Source organism: Henriciella algicola (assembly GCF_003576245.1).
Lineage (GTDB): Bacteria > Pseudomonadota > Alphaproteobacteria > Caulobacterales > Hyphomonadaceae > Henriciella > Henriciella algicola.
In genome coordinates this window covers 19,006-31,526 of record NZ_QWGA01000001.1, presented here as the reverse complement: position 1 = coordinate 31,526, position 12,521 = coordinate 19,006, and the positions used below count along the sequence as shown (strand labels likewise).

The following is a 12,521-nucleotide window of genomic DNA, read 5'->3' as shown; positions in this document are numbered from 1 at the left end:
ATGGCCAAAGAGAAGTTTGCGCGGAACAAGCCGCACGTAAACATCGGCACGATCGGCCATGTTGACCATGGCAAGACGACGCTGACGGCAGCGATCACGATGACGCTTGCAGAAGTTTATGGCGGCGCAGCGAAGTCCTATGCGGACATCGACAACGCCCCTGAAGAAAAAGCACGCGGCATCACCATCAACACCGCGCACGTCGAGTATGAGACGGACGAGCGTCACTATGCTCACGTCGACTGCCCGGGCCACGCTGACTATGTGAAGAACATGATCACGGGCGCCGCTCAGATGGACGGCGCGATTCTGGTTGTGAACGCAGCTGACGGCCCGATGCCGCAGACCCGCGAGCACATCCTGCTTGCACGTCAGGTCGGCGTTCCTGCGCTGGTCGTGTTCCTCAACAAGGTTGACCAGGTCGACGACGAAGAGCTCCTCGAGCTCGTCGAGATGGAAGTCCGTGAGCTTCTGTCGTCCTACGACTTCCCGGGCGACGACATTCCGATCGTTTCCGGTTCTGCACTCGCAGCTGTCGAAGGCCGCGACGAGAATATCGGCAAGGAGAAGATCCTTGAGCTGATGAAAGCTGTCGACGAGTACATCCCGACCCCGGACCGTCCACTGGACAAGCCGTTCCTGATGCCGGTCGAGGACGTGTTCTCGATCTCTGGCCGTGGTACGGTTGTGACCGGCCGCGTCGAGACGGGCATCATCAAGGTTGGTGAAGAAGTCGAGATCGTCGGTATCCGCGACACGCAGAAGACGACCGTTACGGGCGTTGAGATGTTCCGCAAGCTGCTCGACCAGGGCCAGGCTGGCGACAATATCGGCGCACTGATCCGCGGTATCGACCGTGAGGGCGTTGAGCGTGGCCAGGTTCTCTGTAAGCCAGGTTCGATCACCCCGCACACGACGTTCGAGGCAGAAGCCTACATCCTGACCAAGGAAGAGGGTGGCCGTCACACGCCATTCTTCACCAACTACCGTCCACAGTTCTACTTCCGTACGACGGATGTGACGGGTGTTGTGAAGCTTCCAGCGGACAAGGAAATGGTCCTGCCGGGCGATAATGTGAAAATGGAAGTCGAGCTCATCGCTCCGATCGCCATGGACCAGGGTCTTCGCTTCGCAATCCGCGAAGGCGGCCGCACCGTCGGTGCAGGCGTCGTCTCAAGCGTTAGCAAGTAAGACCTTTCAGCCTCTCAACAGGCTGAAAAGCAGACAGGAGGGCCGTCTCGTCAGAGGCGGCCCTTTTTTTCGTTGCTGATCAGGGCAGCTTTTGCCAACACGGGAGCATGCCAAAGCGTATCGACTTCATGATTGCCGGCGTTCAGAAGGGCGGCACCACGTCGCTTGATGCCTATTTGCGCCAGCACCCCGGTATCTCGATGGCGAAGAAGAAGGAGGTTCACTTCTTCGACAAGCGCCCGCCGACGCACATTCCTTTCATCGATTACGCCGTCTATCACCGCCAGTTTGAATGGCCGCGGCAGGCAGAGGGCGCAAAGCTTGGCGAGGCGACGCCGATCCTCACCTGGTGGACCGGCTCACTGGAGCGGCTCTGGCGCTACAATCCCGAGATCAAGGTGATTACCCTCCTGCGCGACCCGGTTGAGCGGGCATGGTCGCACTTTCGCATGGACAAGCGGCTGCAGCGTGAAGGCGCGAGTTTCTCTGATGCCATCCGTACAGAGCGCGAGCGCGCGCGCCGGAGCCTGCCAAAACAGGACCGCGAGCGCAGTCAGCTCGCGCGCGGCTATTACGCCCAACAGGTCCGCAGTCTTCAGCGCCTCTTTCGCGATGACCAGCTTCTTTTCCTGCGAAGCGAATATCTCTCCAAATCCCCTCAGGAGACGCTGGACAAGGTGACCGACTTCATTGGCGTTGACCGCTTTGCCTTCGAGCCAGAGCCGCGCCACAACAGCGCCAGCGACGATGAAAGCCTGTCACCCCCTGACAGGGCGTTTCTCGAGGATGCCTATAAATTCGATGCGCAGGAGACGCGCAGGCTGCTTGGTTGGGACAAGTGGCCCTGGAGCGTCTGAGGCCTTTTGCAGGACAGCCCATCTGGGCTGTTGCAACTCATCGCCTGATCAGGCATTACACCGCTTCGCCTGAGCGGGTATAGCTCAGCTGGTAGAGCGGCGGTCTCCAAAACCGCAGGTCCTGGGTTCAAGTCCTAGTGCCCGTGCCAGGCGGATTTCCAGCATGCTTCAGTGGCCCCTAGATGGATTGCCGCGTTGCTTCTGGACCAAACTCCCTTATTTTTAGCCCCAATGGTTACGTCGCTTCGTCTCCTCGGCCTCAGCCTGCTTGCGCTCTTCGTGAGTGCGGGTCTGATCGGCTGCGCAGTTTTTTCGGCTGGTGCATCGACGCCTGCTGAGCCGGCGCCCGCCATGACGGCGATGAAGCATCACCAGCATGATCATGCGCACCATATGGCGTCCGAGGAACCGGCCCCGGCGCATGACCATGGCAGCGAGGATTGCGAGGGCTGTGCCCGCTCGCTGCTGAACCGTATCTCGATCGCGCCCGACCTGACGCCGGTATTCGAAAAGCTGCCGGCGCCTGTCTTTGTGATTCCCGCGTCCTTGCAGTTCGATGCGGAGAAAGACATCCCCGAACGGGCTGTATGGCCGCCCGGGGACGAGCCGCCTATCCGCCCCGATACGCTCACCCACCGAAAAATCAGCCTTCTCATCTGATCCTTGCACGGCAGATGCGGCACCTTCGGCGTGCCGCCCATTTCCCGTTCAAGAACAAGATGAAAGACCGATTTTACAATGTTTAACAGACGATCATTCCTGGGCGCCGCCCTCGGCTCCAGTGCGGCGATTGGCAGTGCCAGCCTTCTGCCGGCATGGGCCCGCAGCGCCGTGCACGGTAATACCGGCATCACCACGCTCACCGGTAATAATTTCGATCTCGATGTCGGCGAATTCGCCGTGAACATCGGCGGCAGGATGGGGCACGCTGTCGGCGTCAATGGAACGCTGCCTGCGCCGCTCATCCGGTTCCGCGAAGGTGAGGAAGTGACGCTCAACGTCATCAATCGCCTGAAGGCCGATACGAGCATCCACTGGCATGGGCTTCTGGTGCCATTCTACATGGACGGCGTGCCGGGCGTCTCCTTCCCGGGTATCAAGCCGGGCGAGACGTTCCAGTACAAATTCGCCGTGCCGCAATCAGGCACCTATTGGTATCACTCCCATTCTGGGCTGCAGGAACAGCAGGGCCATTATGGGCCGCTGATCATTGACCCGGCTGGCGCTGACCCAGTCACCTATGACCGCGAATACGTGATGGTCCTGTCGGACTGGAGCTTTGAGCATCCGCACCGGATCTTCGAAAAGCTGAAAGCATCTGCGGAGACCTATAACTTCAACCAGCGCACGCTGGGCGACTTTGCTGAGGACGCCGGGGAAGAAGGCTTTGGCGACGCGCTGGCGGACCGCGCCATGTGGGGCAACATGCGGATGAGCCCGCGTGACATCGCGGATGTCACCGGGGCGACCTATACCTATCTCATCAATGGTCATTCGACCTTCGACAACTGGAATGGCGTCTTCGAGCCCGGCGAGCGGGTGCGTCTTCGCATCATCAATGCGTCGGCCATGTCGATCTTCAATGTCCGTCTACCGGGCCTGCCGATGACGGTCGTCGCTGCTGACGGCCTCAATGTGCGGCCTGTCGAGACAGACGAATTCCAGATTGGCGTCGCTGAAACATATGACGTCATCGTGGAGCCGCAGGATGCCAAGGCCTACGCCTTCGTCGCTGAATCGATCGACCGTTCAGGTCAGGCGGTCGCGACACTCGGGCCGCGTGCAGGCATGCGGGTAGAGGCGCCAGAGCTGCGCCCTGTGCCGACGCTCACCATGAAAGACATGGCGATGGACCATGGCAGCCATGGTGGCCATTCCATGTCCGGCATGAAGGCCGGGCAGGGTGAGGCGGCGCCCACGTCCCATGAGGGACATGATATGGGCGGCATGAGCCATGAAGGACACGACATGACCAAGATGGATCATTCGACCCATGGCGATATGTCGGGCATGGACCACTCGAATCATGACATGTCCGGGATGGCTCACTCAGGCCACAATATGTCGGCCATGGATGGGGGCATGCAGGCTCACATTCACGCCAATGGGCCGGGCGTTGCCGGTCTGGCGATGATGCCGGTCAGCCGTCTTGATGAGCCGGGCATTGGCCTCGAAGACGTGCCTCACCGTGTCCTGACCTATGCGGACCTGCGCTCGCTGGAGCCTAACTATGACACGCGTCCGCCAGAGCGTGAGCTTGAAATCCACCTGACCTCGAACATGCACCGCTACATGTGGTCGTTCGATGGTGTGAAGTTCTCTGAAGTCACCGAATCCATTCGCCTGAATGAAGGGGAGCGGGTCCGGTTCATGCTGGTGAACGACACGATGATGCCGCATCCGATCCACCTGCACGGCATGTTCTTCGAGCTGGAGAATGGCGGCGGCAATCATCGTCCGCGCAAGCACACAGTCATTGTGAAACCAGGAGACAAGGTTGCGTTCGACGTGTCGTCAGAACACGTCGGCGACTGGGCATTTCACTGCCACCTCCTGTTCCACATGCATGCGGGCATGATGAATGTCGTTTCGGTCATCCCTGCGGCGGATGGCGCGGCTGCCGCGCCTGCAGACCGTCATCCGGGACATGCCGGACATGAAGGCATGGACCATAGCCAACATAGCGACATGGACCATGGCAGCATGAACCATGAGGGGATGGACCACGGGAACATGGACCACGGGAACATGGACCACAGCAAAATGGATCACGGGGCCATGAACCATGATGGCCATTCAGGCATGCAGCATGAGGGCCATGATATGAGCCAGCACAAGGATCACGGAGGTCACCAATGAGACAGTCGATGATCAGGAGTGCAGCGCTCGCAGGAATGGCGGCGCTATTTGCGGCGCCGGTGGCTCTGTCACAGGATACGCAGAAGCCGTGGGGGCAGGCGGACGAGATCTGGGGTGAGGCCGAGATGGCCGAAGCCCGCGATCAGCTGCTCTCCAGCCATGGCGATCTTCGCACAAGCTATCTGCAGGCAGAGCGCTTCGAGCTTCAGTCCTTTGATGATGAAGATGTCTTGCTGCTCGACGGGAATGCCTGGATTGGCGGGGATATCAACAAGCTCTGGTTCAAGACCGAGCTTGAGTATCTGCCAGACGAAGGTGACCTCGAAGAGGCCGAGGTGCAGGCGCTCTGGTCGCGTGCGATCTCTCCGTACTTCGATCTCCAGCTAGGCGTCAGGCAGGACTTTGAGCCCCAGGGCCGCACGCACGCAGTCGCGGGCGTACAGGGGCTCGCGCCATACCTCTTTGAGGTTGATGCAGCCGCCTTCCTGTCCGCCGATGGCGACCTCACCTCGCGCGTTGAAACAGAGTATGAGCTCTTGCTGACCCAGCGGCTCATCCTGCAACCGCGCGCCGAGATGGAGTTTTCCGCGCAGGACATTCCTGAGCTCGAAACCGGCTCTGGCCTTGTTTCGCTGAGCGCGGGGCTTCGCCTTCGCTATGAGATCAAGCGCGAGTTCGCGCCTTATATCGGCGTTGAATACCAACGCAGCTTTGGCGACACAGCCGACTATATCGAGGCCGCTGGCGGAGAGGCGGATGCCACCGCATTCCTGATCGGTATTCGCGCCTGGTACTAGCGCCGCATCGCGCTCTTATTATTGCCGGCCTGCCTATTCTTGCTGCGAGGTGTTTTGCAGGTGAGACAGGCAGGCCGGTGATTGACGATGGGGACGGGGTTCACATTGCAGCCCTGAGCGCTCATGTTTACGCGGTCAGATAAGGGCGCGCATCGCGCAGCGCCACTCAGAAACAGAACCAAGGGAGCCAGCGCCGCCAATGAGCCAAGATGTGACCAACCATCCCGTTCCAGAGGCCTTTGCCAAACAGGCTAATCTCACGCCTGAGAAATATGCTGAAATGTACAAATCGTCTGTCGAGGACCCGGAGAGCTTCTGGGCTGAACACGGCAAGCGAATCGAGTGGATGGAGCCGTTCACACAGGTAAAGGACGTTTCCTGGGACAAGAAGGATCTTCATGTTCGCTGGTTTGCCGATGGCACGCTCAACGTCACCGAAAGCTGCCTTGACCGACAGCTGGAGACGCGCGGCGACAAGCCCGCAATCATCTGGGAAGGCGATGAGCCGGATGACAGCCACACGCTGACCTATCGCCAGCTCTATCACGCGGTCTGCCGTTTCTCGAACGTCCTCAAGGAAATGGGCGTGAAGAAGGGCGACCGGGTTACGCTCTACATGCCGATGATCCCTGAGGCGGCTATGGCAATGCTTGCCTGCGCGCGGATCGGCGCGATCCACTCAGTCGTCTTCGGCGGCTTCTCGCCGGAGGCGCTGGCGGGCCGGATCATGGACTGCGAATCGAAGTTCATCGTGACCGCCGACGAGGGCGTGCGTGGGGGCCGTACCGTCCCCCTCAAGGCGAACACGGACCGGGCCTGCGAGCTTGCCAAGGGCATGGTCGAGAAGGTTCTCGTCATTGAGCGCACGGGCGGCGATGTTGAGATGACAGAGGGGCGCGATGTCTGGCTGCACGAGATCGGCGCTGACGTCGCCGATTCCTGCCCGCCAGAGCCGATGAACGCGGAAGATCCGCTCTTCATTCTTTACACGTCAGGCTCCACCGGCAAGCCGAAGGGCGTGCTGCACACTTGCGGCGGCTATCTCGTCTGGGCGTCGATGACGCATGAATATGTCTTCGACCTGAAAGAAGATGACGTCTTCTGGTGCTCGGCCGATGTCGGCTGGGTCACGGGGCACACCTACATTGTCTACGGCCCGCTCGCGAACGGCGCGACCTCGGTCATGTTCGAAGGTGTGCCGACCTATCCATCGCCGTCACGCTTCTGGGAAGTCTGTGACAAGCATGGCGTGACCATCTTCTACACCGCGCCAACCGCGATCCGCGCCCTGATGCGCGAGGGCGATGGCCCGGTGAAATCGACCGACCGGTCATCGCTGCGCCTGCTCGGCACGGTCGGTGAGCCGATCAACCCCGAAGCCTGGGAATGGTATTTCAAATCGGTGGGCGACAGTCGGTGTCCGATTGTCGACACCTGGTGGCAGACGGAAACGGGCGGAACCATGATTGTGCCGCTGCCGGGCACCACGGTGATGAAGCCAGGCGCAGGCTCTCATCCTTTCTTTGGCGTCGTGCCGAAGCTTGTCGATGCAGAAGGCGAAGTGCTGGAAGGCGAGACGCAGGGCAATCTCATTATCACCGGCAGCTGGCCCGGACAGATGCGCACCGTCTATGGCGACCATGAGCGCTTCGTGGACACGTATTTCTCAGCCTATCCGGGCTATTACTTCACTGGCGATGGCTGCCGGCGCGATGCGGATGGCTTCTACTGGATCACGGGCCGCGTTGATGACGTGATCAACGTCTCTGGCCACCGGATGGGCACTGCCGAGGTCGAGAGCGCGCTTGTCGCTCATGACGCTGTGGCTGAGGCCGCTGTCGTTGGCTATCCGCACGATATTAAGGGGCAGGGCATCTATGCTTATGTCACAACGGTGCAGGGCGTCGAAGGCGATGAAGCGCTCAAGAAAGAGCTGGTCAAACATGTCCGCTCAGAGATTGGGCCGATTGCCAGCCCGGACCTGATCCAGTTCGCACCGGGCCTGCCGAAGACCCGCTCCGGCAAGATCATGCGCCGTATCCTGCGCAAGATTGCGGAAGACGATTTTGGGAATCTTGGGGACACCTCGACCCTGGCGGAGCCTGAAGTCGTCGATCAGCTGATCGATGGGCGCCAGAACAAGGGCTAGGCGAGGTCCGATATAGTACAAATTAGAAAAGGCGCGGGACGAAGGTCTCGCGCCTTATTTCGTTCAGGCATCGCAAATTAGCCAGTCAGGCTGGCATGAATCGCAAACGGACTAGCGGAAAACCGCGAGCGACGCCGTCTGCGGCTGTGCTGGTTCCTGCTGGACCTGCTTGTCTGCAGGCTCCACCGCGAGGCCAAGCCAGCTGATCAGGATGGCGACGAAGAAGTCGCGCAGCGTGACAAGAAGCGTGATCATGATTTTTCCCTACCACCTAGAAGCCCATATAGTACCCATTTTCGGCATCATTTGCAATCGCAACTGTCGATCCTCATCGGTGATTCCCGCTTAACTGCCGGATAAGGGATGCAGTGCAAGACTGGCATTCACGAACGACACCAGAACTGGACCTGCCGTCATGGCTGACATGCCGATCAATATCGACCATCTGCTTTCGATGACCGGAGGCGATGCGGACCTCGCTGATGAGGTGATTGGCATATTTCAGCAGCAGGCGCAGATCTGGTCGCGCATGCTCGATCCACGCGCAGAAGCTTCGCAATGGGCTGATGCCGCTCACACTCTCAAGGGGGCAGCGCTGAGCATTGGCGCTGAAGATCTCGCAGCCAGCTGCGAGGCCGCTGAGCAGGCAGGCCGCAACAACCCGCCGAGCCCGGCCGGCGCGGCGCTTCTACTCAATGATGTGAAGGATCAGCTCAATCGAGCGCTGGAGGCCTGCAGCCGAGTTTCTCACGCCTTGTCGAGGCCCGGCTTGAGGGCATCGAAGGCCTCAAACTCATAGGCAATGCAGCGGTCAATCAGCGTTCGCCAGACCGGCTCGGCGATTGCAGGCGACAGGCCCTGACGCTCTGATTCGGCGAGCACCTTGGTGACGACGTCTTCAATGCGCGCACGGTCATGCACGATAGAGCGCGAGCCCTTGATGCGGGCCGCAGCATTCATGAAGGACTGGCGTTCCTGAAGCAGGCCGACGAGGATCCGGTCCAGCCGATCAATCTCATAGCGTACGTCCGCCATGGTTTCGGCAGTTTCGGCCGTGTGCCGACGCTCATTGCTGGAACTGTCGCTCATCTGTCCATCATCCCGTTTAACTGCCACGGGGGTTAGACGGCCCCCTCCCAACGATCAAGCGGGCGGGCGCAGGCCCACCCGCTTGTCGTGTTGAGTAAGGGTTGCCTGCCTAGCGTTCGATCATCATGGGCCCGCGGGCCTGCACCGGGGCGTCCTGCATCATGCTGCCCTGTTCGATCAACATCTGCACGCGCTCATCTTCCAGGACCGCGCTGAGGCGGGCGAGGGTCTGAAGGTCACCAGCGGACGCCTCGCTCATTGGGCCAAGGCCCGGAATGCCGCCCTGCGGGATTGGGTAGAACTTCACGCGGGTCTCGGTGTCTTTCTCGATGCCGGCGAGGTCACGCGCCTTCGCAATCGCGTCCATCAGGCCGCCAATCTCATCGACGAGGCCGATCTCAAGAGCGTCAGCGCCAGACCAGACACGGCCACGGGCGATGTCGTCGACTTGCTCAACGCTCATGCCACGGCCCTCAGCGACGAGGCCGATGAAGCGGTCATAGCCGCGTTCCAGCCAGGCCGTCAGCATGCCACGCTGCTCGTCCGTGAAGCCATCAAGCGTGGAGAGAGCGCCTGCAAACGGGCCACCAACAGAGACGGTCTCTGCATTGACGCCGATCTGGCGAAGGCCTTCAGCCACGGCGAGCTTGCCGCCGAAGATGCCGATGGAGCCCGTGATGGTCGAACGGCTCGCCATGATCCAGTCAGCGCCTGTGGAGACATAGTAACCACCCGAAGCGGCAACAGAGCCCATCGATACGACAACCGGCTTTTCGGTCTCGCGCTGGATGGTCTCGATCGCGTTCCAGATCTGGTCTGATGCGGTCGGTGAGCCGCCGGGGCTATCAACGCGGAAAACAATGGCGGACACATCGTCATCGCGGCCAGCTTCGAGAATAGCGCTGGCGATCACGTCAGAGGCGAAAGCAGAGCCTGCATTGATAAGGTCGCCAGACGCACCGCCTGTCACGATTGGGCCTTCACCACCGACGACGGCGATCATCTTGGAGCCGAGCGGCGCTGCTGACGGCGTATATTCGAGAATCTCGAGCAGCTTCGCGTCTTCGCCGGCGCGTTCCTTTGCTGCCGCAATGGCGTCTTCGGGCCAGCCGAGCTTGTCGGCAATGCCTGCATCGATCATGGCTTCAGGGCTGAGCGGACCGGAGGTCAGCGCATTGCGCAGGTCCGAAACTTCGATCTCACGATCCGCAGCGATGTCCTCAAGCGAAACCGTCCAGAGCGATTCGGCGAGCGCGGTCATCGCTTCGCGGTGTGGCTCCGTATAGCCGGTCTGCTTGTAGACGTTCGGCGCGTTCTTGTACTCGTAGAACTGTTCGATCTCTGCAGTGACATTCAGCCGGTCCAGCAGGTCCTTGAAGAAGAGAGTCTCGAAAACGACGCCGCCCGGCAGATAGTCGCCGCCTGGCTGCACCCAGATTTCATCGGCCGCTGCCACTGCGCGAAGCGCCGAAGGGCCACCCGCATATGTGCCCTGGGAGGAAACGATGACGAACTTGCCAGCTTCGCGGAGACCGTGAATCGCATCGCGCAGCTCTTCAGCGCGTGACGAGCCGACCGAATACTCGCTCGCGCGGATCAGTACGCCTTTGACATTCTCATCGGTGCGCGCGGCATCGAGCCGGGTGAGGACATTCACGAAGCCCTTCTGGCCGAAAATGGCGCCGAGACCCTGCGTGGCGGGCTGATCGGCGATCTCATCTCGCAGGTCCAGGGTGAGAACGGTGTTGCCAGTTGCGCTACCATCGCTCTGGAAGGATGACAGCTGGGAATTGACGAATCCGCCAATCATTGCGGCGGCCAGAAAGGCGAGCAGCACTGCACCAAGTATGGTGCCGATAATGGCGCCGCCGAAGGCTGTGAAAAAAGTCTTCACGATAAATAATCTCCAAACCCGTTCTTATCGGTTAACGATATGAGCCTTATCGAATAAAAGTAAAGGGCAGATTTGAGTCGTCTGTTTCATTGGCTCGATCGCAATGCGAGAGCTGAATGGTCGGAACAGGAGGATTCGAACCTCCGACCCCCGCCTCCCGAAGACGGTGCTCTACCAGGCTGAGCTATGTTCCGAAGCCAGCGCGCGCCGCTATATATATACGTGTGAACGCTGACAAGAAGACGCGCTGCCGGGCGCTGCGATCGCTTCCACTGTCATTGTCTGAAGAGGGGTGTTGCAACCGTCATACAGTTTGAGTATGACCCGGCCTTCCTGAGATGTTGGGGTATCGCCAAGTGGTAAGGCATCGGTTTTTGGTATCGACATTCCCAGGTTCGAATCCTGGTACCCCAGCCACTCTCTTCCTTTGATGATGATCGTTTCGCGCTTGCACAAGAAGTGGGCGCGTAAACGCCTCTCAGGCGACGTTTTCAGTACAATTTACGCGCAATGGGCGCAAAACGCGGCACGTACCTACTGCGATACGGGATTGTGCTTGCGATTTGATCCACTTAGCGTTTTAACGGCAAGCAAGACCCATTGATCCACGCCAGACGTGTTGCTACCGTCCGGTTCTTATGGTGCTTGAATACCGACGGTATTGCCGGATCAAGTCTAGAACAGAAGAGTGCGAAAGAGCGCTCCGTACAATTGGGGAGGTGCCGGGTGTCGCAAGGATGTCCGCCTCCGAACTGCCGGGATGTTTGTGTTTCCGGGTTGAGCATAGAGTAGCGGCCCACCGTTCAGGGGGTGCAGGCCGTTTCGGAATTTCACCGTGCAGTTTCGTGCTGCATGACCATTCGGAGAGTGAGAGGCAAACCTCATGAAAGAAGTACTGACACCGGCGCGGGGTGTTATCGCGGCGGCTCTTATCGCCGGGCTGGCAATGCCAGCAGTGGCGCAAAGCCAGTTGCGCCAGGCACTGGAAACCGGCGAACAGGCAACCCGCAGAGCCGAGCAGGTGCAGGAGCAGATCAACCAGCTCGACGATCAGCGTTCTGACCTGGTTAGCGAATTCCGCACGCTTCTCCAGCGCACCCAGGCCGCGCAACTTTATGCGCGCCAGCAGGAAAAGGTCGTTGAAAGCCAGCGTCGTGAGCTCGAATCGCTCCAGGAACAGCTTGGCCGCGTTGACGAGATCACCGCACAAACGACGCCAATGCTCCTCGACATGATCGCTGACCTTGAGGCCTTCGTTCAGGCGGACCTTCCGTTCCGTACCGAAGACCGGATGGAGCGTATCGCGAGCCTTCGCGCCGCGATGGAAAACGCTCAGGTCCCAATCGTCGAGCAGTATCGCCTGATCATTGAGGCCTATAAGTCCGAAATGGAATACGGTCGCACGATCGACACCTGGCCTGAGGAAATCGACATCGACGGTAATTCCGTCATGGTCGACATGTTCCTCTATGGCCGCGTCGCGCTCGTCTACATGTCGCCTGACCGCCGCTATGCAGCCCGCTGGGACCGCAATGAGCAGCAGTGGGTGCCGGTCGAGAACCGCTTCAAAGAAGACATCGCCACCGCGATCAAAGTCGCAAAAGGCACGACGACGCCAAGCGTTCTCTACGCTCCGGCTTCCAAGCTTGATGTCGAAGTCTAAGCGCAACCGATCCAGAGGAATA

Annotated in this window: 11 protein-coding genes and 3 tRNA genes; 10 read left to right on the top strand and 4 right to left on the bottom strand. The window is 59.9% G+C overall.

All coding sequences use genetic code 11. The annotated features are described in order from the left end of the window. From tuf to acs, 7 genes are all read left to right on the top strand, one after another. A partial coding sequence (gene tuf / locus D1222_RS00165; RefSeq protein WP_119452236.1) for an elongation factor Tu occupies positions 1-1,191 on the top strand: 1,191 nt, incomplete at its 5' end. A gap of 107 nt (positions 1,192-1,298) precedes the next feature. Beyond that, positions 1,299-2,048 carry a sulfotransferase domain-containing protein gene (locus D1222_RS00160; protein ID WP_119452235.1) on the top strand — a complete coding sequence of 250 codons (750 nt, stop codon included), beginning with the start codon at positions 1,299-1,301 and terminating at the stop codon, positions 2,046-2,048. A 73-nt stretch (positions 2,049-2,121) separates the two neighbouring features. Continuing rightward, positions 2,122-2,197 (top strand) — tRNA-Trp (locus tag D1222_RS00155). 46 nt (positions 2,198-2,243) lie between these two features. Further along, positions 2,244-2,708, top strand: coding sequence for a hypothetical protein (locus D1222_RS00150; protein WP_147371781.1), 465 nt, complete (start codon positions 2,244-2,246; stop codon positions 2,706-2,708). A 78-nt stretch (positions 2,709-2,786) separates the two neighbouring features. After that, complete coding sequence (locus tag D1222_RS00145; protein WP_119452233.1) at positions 2,787-4,907, top strand: copper resistance system multicopper oxidase; 2,121 nt, start codon at positions 2,787-2,789, stop codon at positions 4,905-4,907. A gap of 8 nt (positions 4,908-4,915) precedes the next feature. After that, positions 4,916-5,704 carry a copper resistance protein B gene (locus tag D1222_RS00140; RefSeq protein ID WP_119452232.1) on the top strand — a complete coding sequence of 263 codons (789 nt, stop codon included), beginning with the start codon at positions 4,916-4,918 and terminating at the stop codon, positions 5,702-5,704. A 199-nt stretch (positions 5,705-5,903) separates the two neighbouring features. Then, complete coding sequence (gene acs, locus D1222_RS00135; protein ID WP_119452231.1) at positions 5,904-7,853, top strand: acetate--CoA ligase; 1,950 nt, start codon at positions 5,904-5,906, stop codon at positions 7,851-7,853. A 111-nt stretch (positions 7,854-7,964) separates the two neighbouring features. On the opposite strand, the gene D1222_RS15685 is transcribed toward acs, so the two are convergent. Continuing rightward, positions 7,965-8,108 carry a hypothetical protein gene (locus D1222_RS15685; RefSeq protein ID WP_182481813.1) on the bottom strand — a complete coding sequence of 48 codons (144 nt, stop codon included), beginning with the start codon at positions 8,106-8,108 and terminating at the stop codon, positions 7,965-7,967. A gap of 160 nt (positions 8,109-8,268) precedes the next feature. Between D1222_RS15685 and D1222_RS00130 the strand changes: the two genes are divergently transcribed. Next, positions 8,269-8,652, top strand: coding sequence for an Hpt domain-containing protein (locus tag D1222_RS00130; protein WP_119452230.1), 384 nt, complete (start codon positions 8,269-8,271; stop codon positions 8,650-8,652). Here D1222_RS00130 and D1222_RS00125 read toward each other — a convergent pair. The 3 genes from D1222_RS00125 to D1222_RS00115 form a co-directional block, all read right to left on the bottom strand. Beyond that, the gene (locus D1222_RS00125; protein ID WP_119452229.1) at positions 8,601-8,942 is read right to left on the bottom strand and encodes a chorismate mutase; all 342 of its coding nucleotides are present in this window, start codon (positions 8,940-8,942) and stop codon (positions 8,601-8,603) included. The genes D1222_RS00130 and D1222_RS00125 overlap by 52 nt on opposite strands. Before the next feature lie 109 nt (positions 8,943-9,051). After that, positions 9,052-10,836, bottom strand: coding sequence for a signal peptide peptidase SppA (gene sppA, locus D1222_RS00120; RefSeq protein WP_119452228.1), 1,785 nt, complete (start codon positions 10,834-10,836; stop codon positions 9,052-9,054). Positions 10,837-10,953: 117 nt separating this feature from the next. Beyond that, positions 10,954-11,030 (bottom strand) — tRNA-Pro (locus D1222_RS00115). A gap of 148 nt (positions 11,031-11,178) precedes the next feature. Here D1222_RS00115 and D1222_RS00110 point away from each other — a divergent pair. Next, a tRNA-Gln gene (locus D1222_RS00110) sits at positions 11,179-11,253 on the top strand. Between the two features lie 466 nt (positions 11,254-11,719). Continuing rightward, on the top strand, positions 11,720-12,499 hold the full coding sequence (locus D1222_RS00105; RefSeq protein WP_119452227.1) for a DUF3450 domain-containing protein: 780 nt from the start codon (positions 11,720-11,722) through the stop codon (positions 12,497-12,499). The last annotated feature ends 22 nt before the right edge of the window (positions 12,500-12,521 follow it).

Bases quoted from the DNA above. Each gene is read 5' to 3' on its own strand.
- D1222_RS00140 (WP_119452232.1), top strand. From the start codon at position 4,916: ATGATCAGGAGTGCAGCGCTCGCAGGAATGGCGGCGCTATTTGCGGCG.
- acs (WP_119452231.1), top strand. From the start codon at position 5,904: ATGAGCCAAGATGTGACCAACCATCCCGTTCCAGAGGCCTTTGCCAAA.
- D1222_RS00105 (WP_119452227.1), top strand. From the start codon at position 11,720: ATGAAAGAAGTACTGACACCGGCGCGGGGTGTTATCGCGGCGGCTCTT.
- D1222_RS00130 (WP_119452230.1), top strand. From the start codon at position 8,269: ATGGCTGACATGCCGATCAATATCGACCATCTGCTTTCGATGACCGGA.
- D1222_RS00160 (WP_119452235.1), top strand. From the start codon at position 1,299: ATGCCAAAGCGTATCGACTTCATGATTGCCGGCGTTCAGAAGGGCGGC.
- D1222_RS00145 (WP_119452233.1), top strand. From the start codon at position 2,787: ATGTTTAACAGACGATCATTCCTGGGCGCCGCCCTCGGCTCCAGTGCG.
- D1222_RS15685 (WP_182481813.1), bottom strand. From the start codon at position 8,108: ATGATCACGCTTCTTGTCACGCTGCGCGACTTCTTCGTCGCCATCCTG.
- D1222_RS00125 (WP_119452229.1), bottom strand. From the start codon at position 8,942: ATGAGCGACAGTTCCAGCAATGAGCGTCGGCACACGGCCGAAACTGCC.